Annotated in this window: 23 protein-coding genes and 2 pseudogenes; 16 read left to right on the top strand and 9 right to left on the bottom strand. The window is 58.6% G+C overall.

What is annotated here, in order from left to right; genetic code table 11:
* On the bottom strand, nt 1–2,198 hold a 2,198-nt coding region (locus ABIB66_RS42385), incomplete at its 3' end, for an Ig-like domain-containing protein (protein ID WP_354259877.1).
* Between the two features lie 882 nt (nt 2,199–3,080).
* Here ABIB66_RS42385 and ABIB66_RS42380 point away from each other — a divergent pair.
* Nucleotides 3,081–3,515 (top strand): hypothetical protein, encoded by a 435-nt coding sequence (locus ABIB66_RS42380; RefSeq protein WP_354259874.1) that lies wholly within the window; start codon nt 3,081–3,083, stop codon nt 3,513–3,515.
* A 276-nt stretch (nt 3,516–3,791) separates the two neighbouring features.
* Complete coding sequence (locus tag ABIB66_RS42375; protein ID WP_354259871.1) at nt 3,792–4,109, top strand: hypothetical protein; 318 nt, start codon at nt 3,792–3,794, stop codon at nt 4,107–4,109.
* Between the two features lie 366 nt (nt 4,110–4,475).
* Here ABIB66_RS42375 and ABIB66_RS42370 read toward each other — a convergent pair whose 3' ends face one another.
* Complete coding sequence (locus tag ABIB66_RS42370) at nt 4,476–4,679, bottom strand: CsbD family protein (RefSeq protein WP_275167831.1); 204 nt, start codon at nt 4,677–4,679, stop codon at nt 4,476–4,478.
* Nucleotides 4,680–5,471: 792 nt separating this feature from the next.
* Here ABIB66_RS42370 and ABIB66_RS42365 point away from each other — a divergent pair.
* Nucleotides 5,472–6,248, top strand: coding sequence for a YsnF/AvaK domain-containing protein (locus ABIB66_RS42365; RefSeq protein WP_354259868.1), 777 nt, complete (start codon nt 5,472–5,474; stop codon nt 6,246–6,248).
* 637 nt (nt 6,249–6,885) lie between these two features.
* On the opposite strand, the gene ABIB66_RS42360 is transcribed toward ABIB66_RS42365, so the two are convergent.
* From ABIB66_RS42360 to ABIB66_RS42345, 4 genes and pseudogenes are all read right to left on the bottom strand, one after another.
* Complete coding sequence (locus tag ABIB66_RS42360) at nt 6,886–7,092, bottom strand: hypothetical protein (protein ID WP_354259865.1); 207 nt, start codon at nt 7,090–7,092, stop codon at nt 6,886–6,888.
* A gap of 141 nt (nt 7,093–7,233) precedes the next feature.
* Nucleotides 7,234–7,449, bottom strand: coding sequence for a hypothetical protein (locus ABIB66_RS42355; protein ID WP_354259863.1), 216 nt, complete (start codon nt 7,447–7,449; stop codon nt 7,234–7,236).
* A 1,082-nt stretch (nt 7,450–8,531) separates the two neighbouring features.
* On the bottom strand, nt 8,532–8,999 hold the full coding sequence (locus ABIB66_RS42350; RefSeq protein ID WP_354259860.1) for a DUF5996 family protein: 468 nt from the start codon (nt 8,997–8,999) through the stop codon (nt 8,532–8,534).
* A 270-nt stretch (nt 9,000–9,269) separates the two neighbouring features.
* Nucleotides 9,270–9,497 (bottom strand): annotated as a pseudogene (locus tag ABIB66_RS42345) (type I restriction enzyme endonuclease domain-containing protein); the annotation flags it as partial.
* Between the two features lie 155 nt (nt 9,498–9,652).
* Here ABIB66_RS42345 and ABIB66_RS42340 point away from each other — a divergent pair.
* The 5 genes from ABIB66_RS42340 (at nt 9,653) to ABIB66_RS42320 (ending at nt 12,353) form a co-directional block, all read left to right on the top strand.
* Nucleotides 9,653–9,886: a hypothetical protein gene (locus tag ABIB66_RS42340; RefSeq protein ID WP_354203466.1), complete on the top strand. Its 234-nt coding sequence runs from the start codon at nt 9,653–9,655 to the stop codon at nt 9,884–9,886.
* A 584-nt stretch (nt 9,887–10,470) separates the two neighbouring features.
* Complete coding sequence (locus ABIB66_RS42335; protein WP_354259857.1) at nt 10,471–10,659, top strand: hypothetical protein; 189 nt, start codon at nt 10,471–10,473, stop codon at nt 10,657–10,659.
* A gap of 524 nt (nt 10,660–11,183) precedes the next feature.
* On the top strand, nt 11,184–11,360 hold the full coding sequence (locus tag ABIB66_RS42330; protein ID WP_354203468.1) for a hypothetical protein: 177 nt from the start codon (nt 11,184–11,186) through the stop codon (nt 11,358–11,360).
* 492 nt (nt 11,361–11,852) lie between these two features.
* A complete protein-coding gene (locus ABIB66_RS42325; RefSeq protein ID WP_354203470.1) occupies nt 11,853–12,131 on the top strand; it encodes a hypothetical protein in 279 nt (92 codons plus the stop codon).
* A gap of 9 nt (nt 12,132–12,140) precedes the next feature.
* Complete coding sequence (locus ABIB66_RS42320) at nt 12,141–12,353, top strand: hypothetical protein (RefSeq protein ID WP_354259854.1); 213 nt, start codon at nt 12,141–12,143, stop codon at nt 12,351–12,353.
* A gap of 407 nt (nt 12,354–12,760) precedes the next feature.
* Here the strand turns inward: ABIB66_RS42320 and ABIB66_RS42315 are convergent, their stop codons facing one another.
* Together ABIB66_RS42315 and ABIB66_RS42310 are read right to left on the bottom strand one after the other, a co-directional pair.
* On the bottom strand, nt 12,761–12,946 hold the full coding sequence (locus ABIB66_RS42315; RefSeq protein WP_354203472.1) for a hypothetical protein: 186 nt from the start codon (nt 12,944–12,946) through the stop codon (nt 12,761–12,763).
* Nucleotides 12,947–13,044: 98 nt separating this feature from the next.
* Entirely contained in the window at nt 13,045–13,206 is a 162-nt protein-coding gene (locus tag ABIB66_RS42310) for a hypothetical protein (RefSeq protein WP_354203475.1), read from the bottom strand.
* 198 nt (nt 13,207–13,404) lie between these two features.
* Between ABIB66_RS42310 and ABIB66_RS42305 the strand changes: the two are divergent.
* From ABIB66_RS42305 to ABIB66_RS42270, 8 genes and pseudogenes are all read left to right on the top strand, one after another.
* A pseudogene (locus ABIB66_RS42305) lies at nt 13,405–13,767 on the top strand (hypothetical protein).
* A 543-nt stretch (nt 13,768–14,310) separates the two neighbouring features.
* Nucleotides 14,311–14,928 carry a LabA-like NYN domain-containing protein gene (locus ABIB66_RS42300; RefSeq protein WP_354259851.1) on the top strand — a complete coding sequence of 206 codons (618 nt, stop codon included), beginning with the start codon at nt 14,311–14,313 and terminating at the stop codon, nt 14,926–14,928.
* A 2,641-nt stretch (nt 14,929–17,569) separates the two neighbouring features.
* On the top strand, nt 17,570–17,824 hold the full coding sequence (locus tag ABIB66_RS42295) for a hypothetical protein (protein ID WP_354259880.1): 255 nt from the start codon (nt 17,570–17,572) through the stop codon (nt 17,822–17,824).
* A gap of 984 nt (nt 17,825–18,808) precedes the next feature.
* Nucleotides 18,809–19,267 (top strand): hypothetical protein, encoded by a 459-nt coding sequence (locus tag ABIB66_RS42290; RefSeq protein WP_354203479.1) that lies wholly within the window; start codon nt 18,809–18,811, stop codon nt 19,265–19,267.
* A 302-nt stretch (nt 19,268–19,569) separates the two neighbouring features.
* Nucleotides 19,570–19,722, top strand: a complete 153-nt coding sequence (locus tag ABIB66_RS42285) for a hypothetical protein (RefSeq protein WP_354259848.1) — start codon at nt 19,570–19,572, stop codon at nt 19,720–19,722.
* Between the two features lie 244 nt (nt 19,723–19,966).
* Nucleotides 19,967–20,371 carry a hypothetical protein gene (locus ABIB66_RS42280; RefSeq protein ID WP_354259845.1) on the top strand — a complete coding sequence of 135 codons (405 nt, stop codon included), beginning with the start codon at nt 19,967–19,969 and terminating at the stop codon, nt 20,369–20,371.
* A gap of 241 nt (nt 20,372–20,612) precedes the next feature.
* Nucleotides 20,613–20,972, top strand: a complete 360-nt coding sequence (locus ABIB66_RS42275; RefSeq protein ID WP_354054566.1) for a PRC-barrel domain-containing protein — start codon at nt 20,613–20,615, stop codon at nt 20,970–20,972.
* Between the two features lie 776 nt (nt 20,973–21,748).
* Nucleotides 21,749–21,964, top strand: coding sequence for a hypothetical protein (locus tag ABIB66_RS42270; protein ID WP_354259842.1), 216 nt, complete (start codon nt 21,749–21,751; stop codon nt 21,962–21,964).
* A 255-nt stretch (nt 21,965–22,219) separates the two neighbouring features.
* On the opposite strand, the gene ABIB66_RS43800 is transcribed toward ABIB66_RS42270, so the two are convergent.
* Nucleotides 22,220–22,459: a hypothetical protein gene (locus ABIB66_RS43800; RefSeq protein WP_502917376.1), complete on the bottom strand. Its 240-nt coding sequence runs from the start codon at nt 22,457–22,459 to the stop codon at nt 22,220–22,222.
* Between the last annotated feature and the right edge of the window lie 672 nt (nt 22,460–23,131).

Here is a 23,131-nt window from a genome sequence, read left to right as displayed (position 1 = left end):
GTGGTGGTCCCGTCCAGGATGGTGACGGTGGCTCCGGCATCGGCCACATCGACCGTACCGGCAATGGTCTGGTTCGCCTGGTTCGTCGGTCCGCCCGTGCTGGTGATCGCAACGGTCGGCGCTATCATGTCGACCCTCAGTGCCGTCGACGTCGAAGCCGTGTTGCCGGCCGTATCGGTCACTATGGCCGTTACAACGAAGACGCCCTGGCCGGCAGGTGAGATCGAGGCAATCCAGTGGCCGCTCCCGTCCACCGTCACCGCCGCACCGTTGACGGTCAAGGTCGAGCCGATCTCCGCGGTGCCGCTGACCTGGATGCCGCCTGCGGCTTCCGATGCGTTGATCAGATTGTCGCCCCCCTCGATCCTCGTGATCGCAACCGTCGGGCCGGTGCTGCTGAGCGTATAGACCACCACGGCACTGGTGGCGCTGTTGCCGGCAGCATCGCTCACCTTGGCTGTCAGCGAGTTGCTACCCTGATTCAGTGTGACCGTGCTGCTCCACCTGCCGTCGCCCCGCACGATGGCGGTGCCGATCGGGGTGGTGCCGTCCAGGATCGTCACGGTGGCGCCGGCATCGGCTACGTCCACCGAACCGGTGATGGTCTGGCTCGCCTGGTTGATCGGACCCCCGGCGCTGGTAATCGCGACCGTCGGTGCCGTCGTGTCTAGCGTGAAAACAACGGGCGCGCTCGTCTTGAGATTAGTGCTAGGGTTAGAGGCCACGATGCTGTGGTCGCCATCACCCGCCAGAGTGACTGTCTTAGTCCAAATGCCGCCAGAACCAACGGTAACCGCTCCGATTTGCGTAGTGACGCCGTCATAGGTGTCGTACAGCGCCAGAGTGGACCCAACAAGGGCCGGATCAACGGTTCCGCTGATCGTCTGATTGCCTTGGTTGACTGAACCTCCTGCGCTTTCGATAACTATAGGTCGGAACGAAATCGGGACGAAAACTTGCGTGTTGTCCGAAGAGACAGCCGGCTTCGTTGTTGGCGCAGAACCTCCTGTGATAGACGCGAGCGTCACAGAAGTAGGAGTGATCGATCCACCACTAGCCTGACCCTTCACATCTTCTGCAAAGACGGTAGTCGAGACCTCGGTGGGTGAGGCTGGCGGACTTCCAGCGAACTTCTGCAGCGTCTTCGTATCGACGTCGCCTCGCTTGCCGTCACTGGGTGACGGAGTGTTCGGAGCAAGCTGTTTGCCGATGTCGTAGGTCGTCAACACCTGCTGAAATGCGCTAAATTCCTGAGCAACTTGGCTCTGGCTCTTGCTGACGTCTTGGGTGATCACCTCAAAATTGGCAGCTGGCGTTATGGTCAGCGATGGACCATTGCTGGTAACTATCCCGATCGCATCTCCCGCAACACAAGCGCCTTGAAGTACGCTCGCTGGAACGCACTTGAAAACCTGGACTGAATGAACCTGCCCATCGTGCTGATCGGCAACCGAGACCGAGACCTGCCCATCCACGGCATCGACGTTGAGAATGACTGCTGTACCGCGGATTCCGATCACCGCAGAAGGCGTTGCAACTTGCATGTCGCCGGTCTTGGCGACCTGGCCTGCTACGAAACTGGCCGCGCCTTGGACAAGTGTGAAAAGAGCATGATTGGAGCCACTAGTCAGACTGACCAAGGTACCGCTTGCACTATTCTGCTCTTCATATCCTAAATCATTCAACATAAACCGAGCGTTGGCACTCAGATTGAACGTTGAGCCGTCAATCAGAACCAGACCAATTGTCGAGCTACTTCCAGTTTGCACGACGTCATTCTGATAGACGACGTCTCCATTATTTGCCTCGATAGTAACGCCATTGCGAACAATGCTTGCGCTTCCCGTTACAGTGGCGACATGACCGACCACCTTTGCAGCCGACGCCGCATTTCCGGCAGCTTGAGCAACCGTTTGATAGCCGGTTAGCGATTCTACCACTCTTGCATCGAGTAGCGCACCGTCTGCCGAAATCAGCGACGGGCGCTTCTCACCGTGAAAGTAACCTTGGATTGTGACACGTTGGTCGAGATCCGAGATAATGAGATCATGGCCCGAGCGTGCATACTCCCCCGAGAACATCAGATGCGCATCGGAAATGATCACCGTGTTGGCTGGGCCAGGCTCCAGCAAACTGAAGGACACCCGCGCTAACTCAGACCCCGCAGGTTCGAAGTTCGGTTGCAATGGGGTGTTCAAATTGCGCCCCCTGAATAAACATTTGCAAAATATTCAATTTAATTTTACTATCATCTGATTAATTGCGAGAGAAGCGTTTTCTTCCTAGGACTTTCTTAAACCGAACGATCGCTCAACCTGTAAGATCGAGCCCGGCTTTCACGAGCCCGCCTTACGAACTGAGTTCGTGTTTCCTTGGTTCGGCTCCGGACAAGAGGCGCGTTGAGCACTGGCTCCTCGCCGCTTTTTCCGAGGCGCGGTGGCTTTCGTCTTCAACTTGCCGGCCGCGCCTCGATACACGACACCTCCGAGCAAACTTGCAACAACCTCGCGCTGAGCGTCTGGCCAGTGAATCTAGGCTTACCGTGCTCACAGCCGCTTCAAATCCATAGCTGGCAGGCGCCTTCGCGAATGTTCTGTTGCCGATCAGACGTTGGGCTCCTGCGATTCCGAGGCGCGTCCTGCCGTAGACCTTAACAAGATTTCAAGCCGGCATATGGACTGCGACCTGCGTTGGCATAGGACCAACTAGGTCGTCCCCCCTTCGCGGTAAGGTAAACTAGCGCTGGGAGATCATGTCGTATTTGGGATAACGAGCGAAGCCATCGAGAAGGCGGCTTATGCGTAGCAAGTGGCCGTAGCAATTTACGCCCACGTTCCGACGCTACAGTGAAATCGATGCGATTCCAGCTCTTTGCGCAGTGCACTGTAGAGGAGTGGATATCCGCGGACCACGAGTTATGATAGCTACCGGCCATTTAACCTGGCCAGGAGCCGACTAGTTGGTAAGGTTCGCGTTTGAACTCTCCCGGTACTGTGATTGGATTGCCAATTGCTCGCCCCCGCCGGGTGGATGGTGTCGATGGACAGCTTCGCGGCGGGGTTCAAACCAATCGGACCACCATGTCCTCTAGCTCCAACGCCAGTATCGCCAAGAGAGCGCGCACGAAGGCTGAGGCGGATTTTGCCACCTGGCTCGTGATGGCCAAGCTGGGTGGTTTCGATGACCTGCCGTCCAGCGCCCAAAGCTTTCTGACAAATTATCAAGCTCGGCTCGAGACAATGAGCGAGGCCGAGTCCACGGCTCTAGCCGTTCGCGAGGTCTACAGCGTTTATTACAGCGAGATGGGAGGCGTAGGCGCGGCTCCGGAACCACAGGCTCGGACGGCTACGACAGAGAGCAAACTCGTGCGGTCCCAGAGACCGCCTGGACCTCAACGCGGTCAATCGGCTGCGCGCCATTCGACGAGGCCAATGACCCGAAAATCCCTCCCGGCACTGCTGATTTTCGCGAGCATGGTGGCACTGGTTGTCGCATTCGGATTTCTAGCGCAGTAAGGTCGCCCGCGGAATGTGTGCGACGTCTCTGCGCATCGCGTAGCGTCGACGTTGCGTAAAATGCGTCAGGGCCGCGCGTCAGAGCGCGGCTCAACGAAAGGCCAGCGGCCAAAGCCATCGCAGCCGACTTTTGCAACAAAAATCGGCCGATAGGCGACATTTGAGCCCATTCCATCCAATCCGCTCGACGTACCTTTTTGAAATAACGATGGGAACTAGGAAACACTGGGAAGTCCGCGCGTTTAGCGAGACCGGGGCAACACACTGGAGGAAAGCATGCGAACAGCAACTCTCGCGATGATCGTCGTTGCCGGAAGCGCGATTGCCTTCCAAGCAGCGGCCCAACAGCAAAAGGCCGCACCTAGTGAGCAAACCAAGGAAGAGATGCACCGTGGTGTAGACAGTGGGCTCAAGACTAGCGAGCCCAACGAGCAGATGCAGCGTGATGCAGACAAAGGGGTCAAGACACGCAACTCCGGAGAGTCCGGGTTCGTGGCCGATCAAGACAAGCCCGGCGCTTCTGCGCACCCTCCGGGCCGACCCGGAAATGAGCAGACCACCGGTTCGGGTAGCCAGACCGGCGCTTCAAAATAGGGCCGTTAGCGCTCGCGAGCGGCGTCAGGGTCGGCTCGACCGCGCGCTCATAGTGGCCGCCCACATCTGCGGATCGGCCCGGGCTTAGCTCATCAAACTTGCCGCCTGCCAAATGTCCGGTCGGGGCCCGCCTCTCTCGAAGTAAGCAAATGGCAGCTGGAGTCCACCAAGCGCAATGAAAGGTGTTGCCACTTCGCTGATAGGCCACAACCGAACTTAGCCTCACCCTATCGCTCGAAGCACCAGTCGCTGCGGCATTGCGCTTGCAATGCATCGCCTAGGTGAGTTCCCCGTCGCTCAAGCAATGAGCTTCGAATCCGAACTGTAACAGAAAGAAGCCCGCCGACGTTGGCGGGCTTAAAATTCCTACCACTTCTGACGACCAAACCAGTCGTCGAGTTCTTTTTTGGCTTGATCTTTTTGGTAGCCGTATCGCTGCTGGAGTTTACCTTCGAGCTGATCTTGCTTGCCGTCGATGGTGTCCAAGTCGTCGTCCGTGAGTTTGCCCCACTGCTCTTTCACCTTGCCTTTAATTTGCTTCCAATTCCCTTCGACGCGGTTCCAGTCCATTGTGGGCCTCCTCCGTTGGGCTTTGCCTCAAATGCCGAGACCGTCGCCTTTGGCTATCCATCGCGAGCGCTTCGCAAAGCGGGCGGTTGACCTTTGACTATCCGCAATTACCGCCGTCTCAGAAACGGCGGGCGACGGTCTCCCGCAAACAACACCGCTGATGGACATTTGTTCGCGTCGGGTTACGCGCGGACTGCCTTTCGTCGCGAACAGGCTGCGCTCCAATGGTGCGCATCGATGCCATTCCGGTTGAGCCAAGGGCCCGCTCCTGCCCCTGATGGTCTGTCAACGACCTTTACCACTACGCTGCCACCGTAGCGCTTGCGAGAGACAAAAAGCCACTTCAATTCGCAGCGACGGCCTGTCGGAATCTCAACTCTCTCGCAGAGTGACATCCTCTCAGGCTGTAGCCGGGAAAGAAGGCGTTGTCGGTTCTGATCGTCAACGCGCTGGTTATTGCGCAAGATTTCCAGGTCCGTCTCAGCGGCGACCGCATCCTTTCCCTCCCGCTTCAACCAAACACGAGCTTCTTGCTCAGCGAGCCGTCGTTCTCCTTGGACTACATCTCGTTCGACCTGCCTCAACTCATCATAGACGAAGGTCTTATCCATCGTTGTGCTCAGCATGGCTCCGCCCATCCCTTCACCGCCGACAACCTCAGTGCCAACTCAACGTTCCCCGTGCTGCCATTCCGAGTGCAACGTGAGGTCCTGCTCGACCACTGCTTGCGAAAGAAAATTAAGAACGATGCGATGAAGGTCGCGTTGAGGCATGTCCATAGAGGAGGAAAGCATGCAAGGACGATGCGTAGTAGCAGTATACAACTCCCGCAACGATGCGGAGCAAGCGTATCGTGCGGTGGTCGGTTCAGGAGTTCCAGCAGATCATGTGAGGCTGAGCAATCAACCATCACAGGCGTCAAGCAGCGAAAGATTAAGCGCCAGTTCGGAAGGAGAAAGTTTCTGGGACTGGCTGTTTGGTAGCGATGTGCCGGAAGACGAGCGCCGTCTTTATGAAACCCATATGGAAAGAGGCGGTGCCGCGTTGTCGGTGTTAGTGGATGCCCCGACCATGGCCGATCTCGACCGTATTGAGGGTGTGCTGCAAGAATATAATCCAGTCGAGATTCACGAAGAAAACAGGGACGGTTCGACAGCGGCCGAAAGCGGAGCATTCGGAAGCGCCGGGAGCCAAGGAGGGTATGCCTCTCAAGGCACGGAACGTGAGAAGGTCATCCCTCTGCCGGAAGAAGAACTGAAGGTCGGCAAACGGGCCACCGAGACCGTCAAGCATGTAAGAACCTACGTAGTCGAGGAACCCGTACAAAAGGACGTGCGACTGCGCGATGAGCGAACTGTCATCGAGCGCCGCCCAGCCACGGGAACTGCGACAGGGCAACCCATGGAACGCGAGTACGAAGTGCGAGAGCTGCATGAAGAACCCGTGGTCCAGAAGGATGTTCGAGCCGGCGAAGAACTGGTCGTGCGCAAAGAAGCGACCGAACGGACTGAACGGGTTGCCGACACGGTGAAGAAGACCAGGGTCGATATCGACAAGACCGAGCGCTGAGATCAGCCTTCGCTGATAGACCTTAAAGTTCGGGTAGCGACAAGTGAGAGCGGCTTTAGTTCCGCTCTCACGGCACCCGGAACGCTCACTTCACCAGCGCCGCTGGTGTTGTGACCGCCGTCGGCTTGCGCAATGACGAGCACACCATCGAGGCCGGCCTGAACTATCGGTTCAATTGGGGCGCTGCCTCGGCTTCTCGTTGATGACGGCTTACACAATATACTTAAAAGGCCAGCCATACGTGCTGGCCCTTTCTCAGAAGCCGGAATGGCCGGCGCGAAGTTGGCGCCTTTCTTTTTTGCCACACTCCAGAAACTACTTGGGGTCAGCTGTGGGGCCAAAACTGGGCGTCGCATCATTCGAATTGGACGCAAGTACGCCTCCAATCGACTGAAAGCGGAAAGGGATTGGAAGGGATCCACTTGTGTGCACTCCCTCAGGGATATCGGCTCGCTCTCTTCAAGTCTGTGAACTCGCTGCGGAGCACAATCAGAAATTAGAGTGATCTCGCCGCATCTGTGCAAGAATATCGGACCGGATCGCGATCGGGGGATCGAATGGCAGACGCGCTGGAAATCAATTTCGCACTTTGGGGCATGATCATCTGTGCTGCGTTAAAGCTCGCGGGCCTCTGACTCTAGAACAGAGCCCACTGGGCTGTTCGAAACACCAGCCAGCCAAGAAAAGCGATCCAGCCCAGCATGGATACCGTCAGGAGCAGGCCGAACAGAAGCGCTAGCGAAAGCTCGATTGTTCCGTGCTCGTTTGTCGGCTGATTGATCTGAGCCAGGGCGCGACCTCGACTGGTCCGCTCATCCATCTCGGCGCGGTCGGAAACGTTCATTGTTGTACGGTACTTTTGAATCAGAAACGGATAGCGTGCTGCTCTGGCACGGACCAGCGTGATGCTGAGGTAACGTTGCGGCGCTCACTTAGTTTCTGGCGTTGCTAGATTTTCCCGATGCGCCTGCCGTCTCCGCTCTCCTCAGGGCAGTTCGCCGCGCAACCGGTCGCGCTCTTCGAGCAACTCGCGCAGCCGGTCACCATCGGACCGGCGTGCTTCCCGCCAATCATCGACGTCTTGCGATGTCCAACTGAAATGCTCGCGGTTGTATCGATCTTGCTCGATCTGCATCGCCTCTCGGGCCAAGTCGATGTCGCGGGTTAGTTGATCGATCTGCTGCTGAACCGTCTTGGTCATGGTGCGCTCCTAATGGGGGGCGTTGCGTATACCCGACACGCTACGTTCGCCGAAACCGGCGGAGGGGCAACCTCACGCAAAGGTGACGCCCGTCCACTCCCTCAGGGACGCTGGTTCGCTGTCATGGGGCGCATAAAGCTCCGCTCCCTTGAATGGGCAGAGCGCCTTGCGCTGACGCCTGCGGCGGGAGATGGGATGGCGTAGCCTGTCGCAGCCCCGCCAGTCGAAACTGCGAGTATCGCCGCGAGGCTCCCGCTACGGCCGATCATCGTATTTTTCACAGCGTGGATCGCCGCGCTTTACTTGTTCAACCTCGTTCAGCGGAGGAATGCATTGCAGGAGCCCGTACAAATCTTGGTACGGTGCCGGGGCGCGGCGGCAAATATTTGAGCCAACTGGCACCTCAACATACTGACCTGTCGCCAATGAGTATGAGCATGGTGGCGGTTCGGACGGTTTCTCCTTTTCCTGGGCCAGAACGGACGCAGGTAAAATCAGCGCGATAGCGACGATCGAGATTGCTCGCATGGAATTATTCCAAATTCTGTGCATCTACCCAGAGTTTAGGGCCGCATTACCCGGCTAGCAATGGTCTCTGGTGCCCCGGTTCACTCCCTTCGAGGAAGCGCTCATCGATGCATCAGGCGCGTTTTCCATTGATCGATCGCGACACGACTCGTGTGCTGAGGCGGCGGGCGGAGCTTCTTCCGGTTGAGGGCTACTCTTAGTCTCTCCCTCAGCAGACGGATTTCGTCATATTGCTTTTTGATCTCTGGATCGATGCGCAGCCTTTCTAATTGCTGCTCGTACAGTTTCGACAATGCAGCAATATGGGACCTGTGGATGGGCGGGACACGCATGATGACCCTGTCAATAGAATGCGAAAAAAGCTGATCTCAAAAGATTTGTTCAAAGCACAACTTTGACAACGCGGGCTGGATGACGAAGTTCGGCCAGCACGCTTGGGGCTTTATGACACCATCGGGGGCTGTCTCCGACCTTTCAAGCCACAACGCCCCTTGCGCGTCCACTGCCGCAGGTGAGCGCACCGCGTGCGGGAATCCTGGTGTCCGTTTCGGACCTCAGAAATAGACGATGCGGCATGTTGCCAAAGGGTCAAAATGCGAAGAACTCGACGCGAGCAAATCTAGTCCGCTATATCCCTCAAACAGACGTCGACGAGTCTTGCGGACACTTACCACTGGGTCGGAACGACATGGCGACCAATCTGTTCGAGAACTCGTCGGCGCGCCGTTGGGCCACTTGGCTAAATGGTCGCGGTCGGCGGGTACGCCGCTGGGACAATCGAGGGCCATACGATCCCAATGACCGAGGTCGGCTGCAACGAGATTCGTGCTCTCCATGACGGCCGTCAGCGCTACTCGCGGGTCAACCGATTGTCTCAGGACTTCGTAAAGCAGAAGAAATTCCCCGAGCTTCGGGTCGAAGTACGCCCCATCGGGCATCACCTTAGCGTCCGCAAAATCTGCAGGAGCGGGATAGACGTGGGAGGAAAAGGCCGCAAATCCGTGCCGCCGCCGCCCGGCCAAAAACCTGCCGAAGAGACTTCATGACTGTATGCCTCGCGGGTCCCTGCCCTTAGACCAAGTCGTAGATGTTTGCGCGCGAGAAGCGTGACGACCGTGGTTTCCAACCGTAGCTTTCGTCGAGGCGCACGAAAATATGAGCCATTGTAATGAGGTTCGGCGGAGCGGTGATCCTCTGATGATCATCGCGAAGAGTAGCCCATTGCCGCTCTTGTGCCCCGTGGTTGCGACTCAATCACTGAGACTGGAATCCGTGCGCCAGCAGCCTCCCCCCTACGCTGCCCAGTCTGCCGAAAGCGCCTCAGCCTGCTGCGAAACCTTCTGCACCGCCGCGTCCTGCAAATTGGGCGGATAGCCATATTTGCGCAACAGCCGCTTCACCAACACTCGAATGCGAGCGCGGGCCGCCTCTCGGTGCATCCAATCGACAGTGACGTTCTTCCTGATGCCCGCCACCAGTTCGTGTGCAATCACCCGCAGCGCCGGCTCGCACATGACTTGCCGCCGCTCTTGTTCTCGGCCAGCGCGTCATAGAAGGCGATCTCCTCGTCGGAGAGGCCCCTCTCCATGCCGTGGGCACGAGCAGTCGAATGTCCTTGGCAAGCTGGATCAGTTCACCGCAGCACCTCGTTGAACGATTGGGAGTTGACGACCCCATGCCCATCGGCATCCTGCCAAAAGGAAGAAACTGCCCATCCGTGTTCGCGGAACAGGCAAAATGGCAAAAAATTAGCGTAGGTTATTTCCCACAGGCGCGATCCGGCGAAGCATCAGCTGCCTTCCAGCGGGCGTTCTGGGGAGCTTCACATGTCAATCAAGAGCACGACTATTGCTGCACGCGTCGAACTCCTCACCGCCGGATCCGCGCCTGGCATCAGATCGCACATTGAGGAGCAATACGAGGAAGTCCTCATTCCCAGAGAGACACTTCGGCTAGCCAACGACAATGCGAGGAAGCTCCGGCCGGTGGGCGCGAAGGACGCGGCCGGTAGCCTTGCGTTACCTTAATCCCAGCTCGCACTTGCAGGTCGCCTGAGCACTGCAGCGGTATCGCAGCTATTCCCCGTGCCCCCCGGATCTGGCGCTCATTTTGTGCGGCTAGGAACGATATCCCGATTGCCAAGTTTTCCCGCGCCCCTCCCCAAGGGGGCGGCTGCTTCGCCAGAGCAGCTCAACAGCCCCAGCTTCCCCGCCCTGAAGCTGGGGTCCTTTTGCTGTCCGGATAACCGCAGACCTCAGGAGAGGCGTTGATGCAAGGTTAGCGCTCGATCCTTCTTATCCGACGGTCATGGACCGCGCTGAAGCAGCGAGCAGCGCGTCAACACGCGGCGCGCCGGATGAGCGGCATCGCAGCCCGCCTCGAGGCTTTGAAGCGCGCGATCTCGGAAGTACGCCAGCGCAGTACTGAGCACTCCCGTCCCCTCCTTTGAGGGAGTGGACGGACCATGCGGGTTTGGTTCAAAATGCTCGAGCCATGGAAGACAACTATTATTTTGTTTGGGTACTCGACCGATCGGGGAATGCCTGCCCCCAACTTTGGGCGGGAGATCAGTTTGATCGCCCGGACTGGCAACTCAGCCACATCATAAGCAAGCGCCTCCTGAACGCAGCCGAACGTGCGATGCCGCTGGACCGCCTCGGCGCGTTGTACCCCTTCGCCTGAAGGGAGCGAGCCGACATTCCTGGTGGAATGCATGAGCGAATCCGCCGCCGGCCAAGCCTGACATTACGGATCTGGGTTGTCCTCGACTGGGTCACCGACGTGAATGAAGTGCAGCCGTTCCGAAGCGGATCGAACGGGAGTTCCTCAAGCACGGCCTTCACCGCTTCGATGCCGTCACTTGCCTCTGTCACGGTCGTGACGTGCCTTGATGTGGCCTCGTCTCAGTCTTCCCCGGTCTGCGAAAGCTGACGTTGATTTCGAATTCCGGCATTCCCTATTTTCCCATTCAAGCTGTGGGGGCGCGCGCGTATGCCGCGGACCTCCGCGAACTGATCAGGAAGGTACGCCGCAAGCTGAACTCCTGAAGGTCGGGGGACATCCCGAACGCGTCATAAAGCCGCAACGGCCGAACATTGCCAGCGAGCCCGCATTGTCAGCAAGGGCACCCCCCAATTTCTTTCTAATTTGCGCTTCGGCCAATTTTTTGAGATCAGCTTTTTCTCGCATTTTTTTGAAGGGTCATCATGCGTGTCCCGCCCATCCAAAGTTCGCATATTGCTGCATTGTCGAAACTGTACGAGCAGCAATTAGAAAGGCTGCGCATCGATCCAGAGATCGAAAAGCAATATGGCGAAATCCGTCTGCTGAGGGAGAGACTAAGATTAGCCCTCAACCGGAAGAAGCTTGTCCCGCCGCTCTGACACGAGCCGTCTCGCGATCTGTCACTGGCAAACGCGCCTGATGCATCGATGAGCGCTCCTTGTGAGGGAGTGGACTGGGCCCCCTACAGTAGGGCCGAAGTTCGAATGCAGCGGAAAATGTGGGCAATCTCACAAAAGTGCACAGAAAGCCGGGCTGGGATCCGATACGCTCTTTCGTTTCACCGCCCAGTGCGGGTGCGGCAGCTTTTTTGCCAAGCGTTTTCTCTGGCTTTGTGTTGGAGGCATTGATGAAGAACTCTCGCGGTCTCCTTTTTGCCCAACGGTTGAGCGAACTCAATTCTCGGCTCTCAGAATTGGAAGAACTTCGAGCGCGGATTATAGAAGCGGAGCGACGCCCCTGCGGTGCACCGTCACTACAATCGAAGCCAAAAAATCCGAAGTCTCGCGAAAATCGATCCTGACACTCGTAACCGGCGCGCGCCGCTTCTATGCGACGGACTTCCTGAAGGGCGCGACCGGCGCCCTGATGGAGTGGACGGATTCAACTATGAAAATGCTGGAACCGGAGAGGACTGCGAGGCTGCGGCCATTCCCATCGTTCCAAGTATTGCGGGACGCTCCATGATTTCAGCCGATCAGTCGAACGAGAACACCGTTGTCCCTACGCAGTTGCCGATCGCGGGCAATTGGCACCTCCCCGAGTGGATTTTGGGAGTGAGCTTTTTCCTCAGCATCATGCTGGCGATGGCGGGATGGCTCTACATGCTAGGCGCGCTTACCTTGAAAGTAGCCTTTTGGTTGGCTTCCTAGGAGCATTACGTGGAGGCACTCATGAGATGTCTATCCGACCATGGCCTGCCCCTTGTTCAACTCAAAGAGCGACGCCGCGAAATGGTCGTGGCGCTGCAGAGCCGCATCGGCCCGATCAGGGACGACGAACTGCAGAAGATTGCAGCAATACAGCAGACCATCTCCGCGTTCGAGGATGTCATCGCAGATCTGGACGCGGAATGCCTTGAACGGGCGGCCTGAGGCGAGCCAATCAGGCTTGTGCAGGTCCCGGATCTGGATAAGGATCATGCCGCTACCGGCTCGCGTATTGGGTGGCCGCCCCACCTTTTATTAGGACCATTGGCAGGCCGCCGTCATCCCAGGATGACGGCGGTTTGATTCAGTGGTGACGACTGCTAGCCTCGTAGCGCGAGCAGCTTCAATGCGGCGCAGCCGATCATTCCCCAAATCCCAAGGCTAATCAGCACCGCACGCTCGGGTGTGGGCTGTAGCGCGACAGCAACACTCAGGAAGTGAACAGCTGATACCAAGTATGCTGCGCACCTTTCGACGGTGTTTGTTCTCGGCGTGCACGCGCAATAACCCCGCCGTGACCGACGACCTCACCCGCGCCGCACCGTGATCGGCGGCGAAACCGCACCCGACGATTACGAGGTGATCTGGGCCGAGCTTTCGATCGGGCGGATCTTCGGCGAGGTCGGCGTCGGCGGCATCGACGGTTGGTCGTGGTCGATCTTCCTGCCGAACGTGCCTAGCGCGACCAGCACCGCGGCGGCGTCCGCAGCCTCGCCGAGGCCAACGCCCGCTTCCGAACCGCATGGGAGGATCTGCAAGGCCAGATCGGCTACGACCAGATCAGCAATCCCGCGAGATCCAAGGGCCGCCGACGGCCGTGGCACCGGTGGTGTACCGACGGCCGGGCCATCGCGCCTTAGTGCTCGATCCGCCCGAGCTTTTGACGCGACTGCGCCTGCTGCTTCTCAAGCTGCTCCTCGACGAACATCAGGACAAGGCGTCGCGCGTCCTTGTCTGCGATCTTCTGGAAGGCTGTGATCAGGCGGAGCATCTGCAGATCTTCAACTGCTTGGGACATGGCAAACACCTCATCGGAAAAACGGAACGCTAAAATGCGCTAAAGTATGCTGCCGTTAGTCCCGGAAAGGAACATGGAACTCGGTCGAAGGTTAAACCGCCGCCGGCTCAGCGCCCGAGCTGGCGGAACGGCCCCGGCCCACCCTCAAGAGCCCCCCTGAAGCCGCCGCCGTGTCTCCGCACGGTGGATAGTAAGCGTATGCGTTCCTCGCCCTCGATCGTGCCGGCCGATCGCCTCGATCGCGGCATCTAGCTTGTCGTCGAAGACTTCGGCGCGAGCGCCGGCTGCCCATGGCGCGAGACGGACGAAGCGGAGATCGACCTCGAGACCGTGCTGCAAGGGCTCCTCTCCGGCCAGTACGTCCATCCGGTCCGGATCGTGTGCTTCAACGCGATCGAGGGATGGTCGCGCGACGCCACATCCGACGTCGCCGATGGGCTGGCCCGGCGCGCGGTCGACACCGATGATGATAAATCGGCGGCCCTGCAGGCCTTCATCGCCACCAATGCCACCAGACGCTGCGACGTCCAGCTCGCGCTGCCGCTGAAGGGCGCCGCGTGATGTTCAAAGAGGGCCAGCCTAGGGCCTCCGCGGCCCAACTCCGAGTCGACTAGCCCCTGAAAATCCCTCCTCGCATTCAGGTAGATTATAAGGCGCCGACGCAACTTTGGATCTGCTTCGATCGAGATAAGGAGCGGTCAGCAGCAACTGGAAGATGGCCCGAGCAGCCATGTATTGCGCTGCGGGCCGGCTTCTCTCGCTCCCGACTAACAGAACGTTTCCGCGCGGACCTGAAACAGACCACCGCCAGCCGCGGCCGCGCCGATGAATCCAAAGATTAAAGAGAGCAAAATCGCCAACGGTCATGGCGCGAGCACCCTGAAAAAACGCTTGAAATTAGACAGGAGACTTTACAGATCCGACAGACCAACTTTCGGCTAATGTCAGAGTTCTGAGCCCGTCGAAAATAGTTGAAGCTTAAACATCCGTCTGTAGTCTGAGATCTTCGTTGGCGATCTATAGAAAACGACCGACATATCACGTGTCGCGGTCCGCCAATATTTCCAGCTCACTCGGCGCTGTTTCACGGAAAGCGTGAACTGAATGTCACCAATCCTGACTGACAAGATCGCGCTCTTCATCGATGGAGCCAATCTCTACGCGACGGCGAAAACTCTGGGCTTCGACATCGATTACAAGCGCCTGCTGAAGGAGTTTCAGAGCCGCGGGACGCTGCTTAGGGCGTTCTACTACACCGCGATCATCGAGGATCAGGAGTACTCCTCGATCCGGCCGCTGATCGACTGGCTTGACTACAACGGCTACACCGTGGTGACCAAGGCGACCAAGGAGTTCATCGACGCCTCCGGCCGCCGCAAGGTCAAGGGCAACATGGACATCGAGCTCGCCGTGAACGCGATGGAGCTCGCCGAGCACATCGACCAGATGGTGCTGTTCTCGGGCGACGGCGACTTCCGGTCCCTGGTCGAGGCCGTTCAGCGCCGCGGCGTGCGGGTCACCGTGATTTCCACGATCGCGAGCCAACCGCCGATGATCGCCGACGAGCTGCGCCGCCAAGCCGACGTCTTCACCGACCTCGTCGAGCTGCAGTCCAAGCTCGGTCGCGACCCGTCCGAACGCCCCGCCCCGCGCGATCGTGAAGCGCGTGGACACATGCCAAAATTCTTGCAGGAACCGAAGGGAAACGACCCACACGACTAGACCCTGAAGGCGGCGCTTTCCCTCAACCTAAAACGATAGTATCGACTCTCACGCAGAGCATGCATCTGTAGGCGTAAGCAGCGGGTAGGTTTGCAATTGCCGGCAGCAACGCGAGAAACTCCATTGGCCGCTGACATCTGCTGCAGATGAGGATTGGCGCCTTTTCCTTGTCACCGCCGCGCGCCATTGCCGGACCGCCCAAAGGTGAGGATGGTAAATCCATCGATCGGCGTTTACATCTCCGGGCAACTACCGGGCTGCCGAATCGAAAACAGGCCCGCCGGCGTGACTGCCGCGCAGGTTTTTCATTTCTGTACGATCAGCCGCGGCGTCCCAATTGCCATTCGAAAGCGAGATTTTTGCCTCCGAGTCGCGGGACGGCCGCGACCGAGCACCATTCTGATTCCGATTGCTCAGACCTCCTTCGCGGTGTCAAACAACCCGCCGCCATGCGACCTCGCACGAAGCCATTTCCCGGCCCCGCGAAATCTTGCTGAAACAGAGGGGGTCGAAAGTAACGGAATCGAACACGGGGACGCCACATGCTAGTCCTGATGAACCTGATCTGGCGACGCCTTGCCTACACTATGCTGGCGGGTATGCGGTCCAAGCTTGTGCGCCAATGACGTGAAGGGCGGCCGCGCAAGGCGGAAATGAGCGTGCCCGGTCCAGGAGGGTCCACCAGCCTGCCCGGGAGCCGGACCCCTACCCTTGGGGTGCCGCGAGTTAAACCGCCGGCGGGTCTTCCGTACGAAAGAGGCTACCGTAGACTGCTACCGTCGAAGTCGCGACATTCCGCGGCGATGCCACCCTCTTCGGGGGGCGCATTTCAGTGTGTGACTCATCTTTTGGTCAGGCTTGCCAAGAAGCGAGATGGCTTACGCGGCTCCTGATCTGCTGCCACGCGGTCGCACCTTGCTCTCAGCACCGATCCCTGGCCGGACGATGTTCGTTCGTCTGGTATCGAGCTGGGCTATGTGTGCGCCGGGTGCGGCTACCGAGCGGTGAAGGTCAGGCAGGCCGGATTTTAACAGCGGCAACCGGCCTCAATTTGGGACCTTGAGCGCGCCAACGGCAACGCGCCGCCAGCCCACGTAATGCCCGTTTACGGACTCGCGGCCCGACGCATCATTGTCCGGTAAGACGCGCCGGGCCTGACCATTCCCTGCTTTTCCCCGTAAGGTTTGGCTGACCCAGCATAGAGCGATTCTACAAGCGACTTATACGTCTACGTCTCTGTGCACCGCTCCTCTCGCTTCGGAGCAAAAATCCCATGACTCGGGCCACACGTTTGACGGACGCGATATACCTTCCAAGCTCGGTTGCGATTTCACCTGCGGTCGAGCCAACGTTGATCATTTTTGATCAGCATCTGTACCTCGCTCGGTCCACTGCTTAGGTGTGTGGTTTCGCACGCGCCAAGCTCCGGACGCGGGGCCGAAATATAGCAGATTCGTTCCGCTTCTGGAACAAAATGCCCACTGCATGGATTTCGGTTTCACCGAATTTATTATTTGCAAACGAGATGAGGCTAGGGCAGAATTTTCCGCACCGGGGCTGGCTGCATATTTCACTTGGTCCTTTTCACCCGGCTCCATTTGACCACGCGCGGGCCGCAGCGATTTAACCTCCCGCTGCGGCCTTCGCCGTATGGCCGCCAGCGTGCGACCGAAGATGGCCGCTCCACGAAGCGCCTCCTCAGCTTTGCTTCCCGTGCATGCAGGCGATCACAAACTCCCGCTTAGCCCGACCTTGTCCCTTTCCTCTTCCGCCCGCACTCGAAAAACCACGTTCGGTAGCGAGCTGCTGGCATTTCTCCAATTTCTGAGGGTTGCGAGGCGCGCCCTGCTGAGCCTGTACGGCGCCGCCGACCAGAACCAGAGCAACGGAAGCAAATACAATCACCCTATTCATTCTGCGCACTCCAAATCGCTACAAGAAAATAGCGGCACCCGCCTCGGCATCGCTCTCGATCAATGCGACAGAGGACCCTCGATCGCCCCTTGGATTGTAGCGTGGCAGCTGGCTGTCGTGAACCGGGCGGGCTTTGGAGTATATTTTCTCAAAGGCGAACTGAACCTCCGCAACGCGCGCCTATACTGATGAGTATCCGGGATTTTTGCTAATCCCGTCCCAGGGCTGGACGGATATCAGGCCGCCGGGACAAGGTATTGTTTGCCTGGCGGCTTATTTCGCTTGTCGGCTCAGAGCACCTGCCAGGGTGACCCGGCGGCGCTTCAAGCAACTTTTCCCTCCTACGACAGGACAGGCGGTAGTTCGCGCCCCTTTGGAGCTACTAGGAATCGACAATTTGCGACGTACGAGCGATCCCGCTTTGATGGCGGCATGCGCAATCGCCGATACACGAAATGGGCCGGTCATTATCCGCCCCGCAGCCCCGCGGAATGGCTGGCAGACGGCCATGTGACCTGCAACGTTCAATGCCTGAACGGCCGCTGCCATCGTAGGGTCGACGTGCGGCTTGATACACTCCCGCAGGATCAGCCGTGGTCGCGCGTCGGCTTGCGCCTGATCTGCGCAGCATGCGGCGCCGCAGGATCTGTGCATATCGTCCCGAACTGGCATGACAATCGCGGGCAAGTCAGGCCAAGCATGGGCGCTTGAGGTTTTGATTCCAGCGATGAAGCACGTCACCGAGCGCCCTTTTGCCAATCCGGAAGCCGCCGCCCGCCAGCTCGTTCAGCTAGCTTCTGGCATAGAGGCGGTACAGGACGGCAGAATCCATATCGAGAAGATCAATTACCCGTTCCTCTACACGCTTAAGGCAAGCGGCGCGGAGTTTGGCGCCGGCATCAGGTGCGCTGTCGAAAAGGGCTGGCTGGAGCTACATGAGAGCGGCACCTATGTGCGGCTGCTGACATCTGTAGGAACCTAGCATCACTGCCCGGCTTGCTGTGTTGCTAGCTCCCTCGTTCGAGCTGGCGGAGCGGCCCCGGCCCATCCTTCCAGCCCCCCCTGAAGCCGGGGCCGTCTCTAAGCCGCGCGGCCTTGTCTTACTCGGCGGAGCTTCTTTGGGAACATAAAGCTGCGTCCAGAGTCTGCCCACATAGCGGCGAGACGTGCCCATGACATCACGACAAGATTCCGTCAGATGTCCCAAGTGCGACCGACCGACACGGGTTGTAGAGCGCATTTGGAACTCACAGCCACCCGGCTTCCTCCGGATCTTCGAATGCGAATGCGGCGAGTTGATCTGGGAAGAACAGCCACATGAGGACGTGGAGGCAGGGCCTTGAACAAGGCGCCCGCACTACGCACGCCAGTGGCCGGCAGATGAAGATTACCTTTGAGAGATGCGCGAGATGGGCTTACGCGGCGTCCTGGTCCACTGCCATTGCGGCCATAATGTTGCACTCAGCGCCGGTCGCTGGGCGGACGATGTTCGCTTGTCCGATATCGAGCCGCGCTTCGTGCGCGCCGGATGCGGCAACCGAGGGGCTCAGGTCAGACCGGAATTGCAGCGGCAAGCCGCCTCAGTTCGCGACCTCGAACGTCCGTTAGTCTCCTCGTAAATTCTGACGGCCATTTATCTTGCGTTATGGCGCTCATTTTAGACGCGAGCAATGATCCCTGCGGTGTCGGAAATGATCATGGACGACGATCACCGCAGCGCCCGCGAACAGGCGAAAGAAATTATCCGGAGGATACGGAGAGAAGCGGAACTACTTAGGTCCGTGGTCGCCGGTACGCGGCAACAGATCGAGACGAGCCGACAACTTCTTTCCCAGGCTCCACCTCAAGCCAGGCCACCCCCTCCACCGAGGCGGCCTTAATGGCGCAGCTGGCTCATGGGAGCGCGCTGATCGTCCAGGTATTCTTGCGCTACTCCCCGAGCTTCTAAGCGACGGCGCTTGCGCGGTTGTTCAGCATCGAGGAGCTGCTGTGCTTGGCGGGCGATATTCTCATAGTTCTTCGCAACTTGCCGGAGCGCGGCTGCGGTCTCTGGAAACTCGCAATTATCGGCTTTGGTGTGAAATTCCTCGGCACGCCTAAGCCAGTAATTTGGGGAGTGCATTCGTTCCACGCCCATGGCCAATTCCTTCATTGGACCGTCCATTTCTTAATGCAGATTAAGTCTGCTGGTTCCCGGATGCGCGTGAACAGCAAAACAGGTCGCGTTACTGGTTGCGACTTCCCAAAGCTCAACAGCATGTCCATTGACAAGCTGCTTCGCTCTTTTCCGGGCTGTCGTCTCATCGGGGACCACCAAGTCGACCCGAAGCTGTATGTGCCCGTCAGCCCCGATTACGTAAGCTCGATATTCGCCCATGGCCGTGCAGTTGAATGCTTCATCCAGGCCCGTTTAGAGCCGGTCTAAGATGGGCGTACGATCAAATGAGACGCCCCGTAATTTTACGGAGGACGCATCAGGGTCAAATAGGGAACCGTTCGGCGACGTTCTGCCAGGCCCTCCAGCATGAAACGGCCGGCCGGGGATTAGGACCGTGCAACGATGCGCGCTGCCCGCAGCGTGAGCATGGCGGCGGTTTTCGTCAGGGGTGGCCTTCGCCACTCAGGAACCTTAGCTCGTGCCGTCGCTTGGCAGAAATATGAGCGAGGAGTCCATCATTCTATTTCCTGGGATGCGCAAGGCTCTTCCTGGCGCGGGTGCATGGCTTTTTGATCGAGCGCGAGGACGGGCTTTATCACCCGGGAGGCAATCAACCTGCGTGCTCGATGGGTTTGGCGCGCAAGATGGTCGAAGGTGGCTGGCTCGTGAAGCACGGCTGGCGTTATGAACTGACCGAACCGGGTCTGAAAGCGGCGGAGTGATTGAAATGCGAGCACCCTCGGCAGCTAGCGGCCCAAGCATCTTGGAGGGTCTCTTCTGGAGAGAGCGTGACGCTGTGAGGCTGCCGGTTCGCGCTGAGGTTAGGGCACACCAAAGCGTCGCCGTTTTTTGGGCCCGCACTCGCCTCTGTGAATCTCGCCCCTTCCATTCGCCATTCTGCAGCGTACGAGCTTTGTCTGGCGACTGCCGGCAAGCGGGTCCATCCGGACCGGCTGGATCCATGAAGTGAAGCACGATGGCTACCGGATGCAGGTCACCCGAGAAAACCAGCGCGTGTGGCTGCTTTCCCGCAATGGAGCGAGCGCTAACCGTCAATGCCGCAGCGACGATCTGAAGGAAACCGGCTCAGCTTCGTCAGGCTGCTTCGATTTGCAAATTTTGCGCGCGACTCCGTCGCCCCTTTGCGCCCCTTGGTCGCTTTACATCTGGCCGCTTAGGCTGCATCAGCGAGAGAATGCGCTGTCGGTCCTGCTGGCGAAATCTCTGGCTTTCGCGCATGCCGTGCAACTCAGTTTCCTCATTTTCGGTGTCCAGTCTCTGGCGTTTCTTTTCAGCGACAACGCTTCCAGTTCGGCCAATCGCCGTTCACTTGCAACCACCTCGTTCTCAATTTGCCGTAGCTCATCTTGAAGGAAGCTGGTGTCCATCTGATCGCACATCCCGGTTTTTATGAGCCTGATCAAATCCGGCGACAGGATTGCGTTCCGGCGGGCAATGTCTCTGCCGCTCATCAATTAGACGGAAACATTAAAGCCTTGTCATGCCGTAGTTCCGAGAGAACTGTCGCGGCCTGAGCCCGTTATTGATTGCTGCTGCTGATGGGTATCCATCACGCAGGGCTCATTCCAAACACTCCCAACGGAGGCAAGCAATGGGAATGCAAGATCGAGAAACGAGCAATCTGATCGGCAGCGACAAAGTTGAAGGCACCACTGTCTACGGCGCCGACCGTAAGCAGATCGGTAGCGTCGAGCGCGTGATGATCGACAAAAGAAGCGGCCAGGTAAAATACGCCGTTTTGAGCTTTGGAGGTTTCCTCGGGATCGGCGATGACTACTACCCCTTGCCGTGGCAGTCCCTCACCTACGATGAGAGCCTCGGTGGCTACGTCACCAACATTACGGAAGACAGGCTAAAGGCCGCCCCCAAGTACAGCGACGAAAGCAGCTGGAATTGGTCGGATCAAAGTGAGACTAACGTGAACAAGTATTACGGGAGCTCATTTACGTAGTGCTGAAGACCGCCTTCGGGCGGTCTTTTCGTCTACCCCACTCAAAAGCGGGCCATAACAGGAGTGGCTGAGTTGGTTCGCTACTACACCAGTCTGACCTTCGTGGCCATCGGCTTACCGCTGCGTTCCTTGATACTACCGGCCGCCCCTTACGACGCGCAGCTGCGGAGATGCCAGTCTGTTAGGCGGGACGCCTATCGCAGTGAACTTTGCATCGCTCCGCTGCAGTTGGGACAGACGAAAAGGTGAGCGATCGTCTCGTCCGTGTTGACGCTGACCAACTCCGAGCGAAACCATCTCATCGTGATGCGGCAATTCGGACAGTGCGGCGGGTCGAGTTGCCCCAGTGCTTTCTTTAGCTGGTCCATGCCGCGCCCTCACGCCTTTCGGGAAAGCGTAGCAAAGATTCTCCGAGCGTGACGTACCAAAGGATACACGACGCCTGCCAACTAAAGACGCGGCGAATAAACAAATGCAATAGCTGGAACATAGGAGACCGGGAAAACTATGCAAACCGGGGAGGCGGAGCGATTTCATTTCGAACATTTTGAAACCCGGAAAGAGGGCCGCTTTCTCACCACAGCGGCCCTTCGCGCTTCGGCACCTTGCTGCTGTTGCCACGTTTACCCAGCGCCCCTCCGAGGGCGTGTCCCGGCCCCAGCTCGCAATCCCATCATTGCCCCAGAGCTGGGGCTGCCGGAGGTGCCTAAAGCCATCAATGTGGCCGCCGTACTTGTACCAGTGAGTTCGGCGTCCTGTGCCGTTGGAGAAGTATTGTGTCCAAAGAAAAAAATTGCCTGATTGTTCGTGCTGCGGGAAGACAACTGGACCTGTTACGGGGCGAAGCCTCCCGCATCGCGAAGGGCAGTAACGTCGATTGGTGGGTCGATCAGGCGCAGGTCGGCACACGCTTCTGCTTCGAGGATCTAAAGGCAAAAGAGTCATTCGCGCTCGCTTGTGACAACTTCGGTATTCCCTGCCAAGACGGCTAGCCCGCAGTCGAGTTGTAAGCCGGCGGCAGGGCCGCACAACCACCATAAAAGTCCCACGCTAATGGGCCCGTGCCCAGAGGTCCGCACCTGGTCCCAAGGACGGGAACCGAGCCCGTCGGCGCCGACAGCGCGCCATGAAGCAACGCACTGGCCGAGATGGGGAGCTGTTACCGTATGAACTCGTTCGCACCGCGCTGAGGCCGCGCACCGACATCAGATTGCGCTGTGTACAGCGCGCCTAAATGGCGCGCGAGATCAGAACCAGCTGCGGTTATTTTGGAAGCACGCCTGTTTGGTGCGGTCCCAGATGAAATCCCCGCCACCGCAGGGCGGACGGGGGCGAGAGGTCGCCGGGCATTCGTTCCGAACCTTGGCTCCCGTGCCCCAGCCGTCAACGACACATGCGCCACCACTTGTCCTATGACAGCCCTCGCCACAGCCATCCGCTGCGTGCCCCGCACTAGCAACAGCGAGAACCGAGGCCGCCAGGAGCATTCCTTGTAAGATTTTGATCACTGCCAGACTCCTTGGAAGCGAATGACCCGAGCGAGAAGGAAAAGATCATAACTCCTGCCGTGCCTCTTAGCTACGATCAGCGCGGCGCGAAGTCCCCGGCTCCGCACGAACCGCTCGAGGGCTGCGCTCCCCAGTTGCTATGTTTCGGCTTGACAGCGCGGCGCCGTGTCCAGCGAGGGGGCTCTGGTAAAGCCGTAGCAATGGCCTAGGGCTGGATGCAAAGCTCGGCGAACTGACATATCCGCGTACCCCTCGCATTTTGATCTCGCGTGCTGCTGAGCGCAGGCGGCCACCTGCCCCACTATGCGCCGCGACGCTGCTGCGCTTTCAAGGGGAAGGCGGTCCGGAAGCATCTGACGTCTAGAGTGGATCACGAGCGGCCTTCGGTGTCCCCGGCTGCTTACTTCCGCTTGAGCTCCGGGGACGGACATCGTCGGCGCCGGTCAGGATGTCGGAGATGGGCCCACATGCGGACAGCGCGGTAAGATTGGTGTATCCTTCGGCTCACTCTTCAGGTTGTCCCCGCCAAGTCACGGGAGATCGAACTATGGCTAAGTGTCAATCGGCTTGCAAATTTGACCCCTCATCGGCGTCCAATTTTGACCCCTTCGGGCGGCGGGGTTTGCTGGTAGCGCTCGTCTCGTCGGAGCT

The sequence above is a fragment of the Bradyrhizobium sp. F1.13.3 genome (genome assembly GCF_040548265.1).
GTDB lineage: Bacteria > Pseudomonadota > Alphaproteobacteria > Rhizobiales > Xanthobacteraceae > Bradyrhizobium.
Note: the sequence above shows the minus strand (reverse complement) of the source record. Positions and strands in the feature narration are given on the sequence as shown.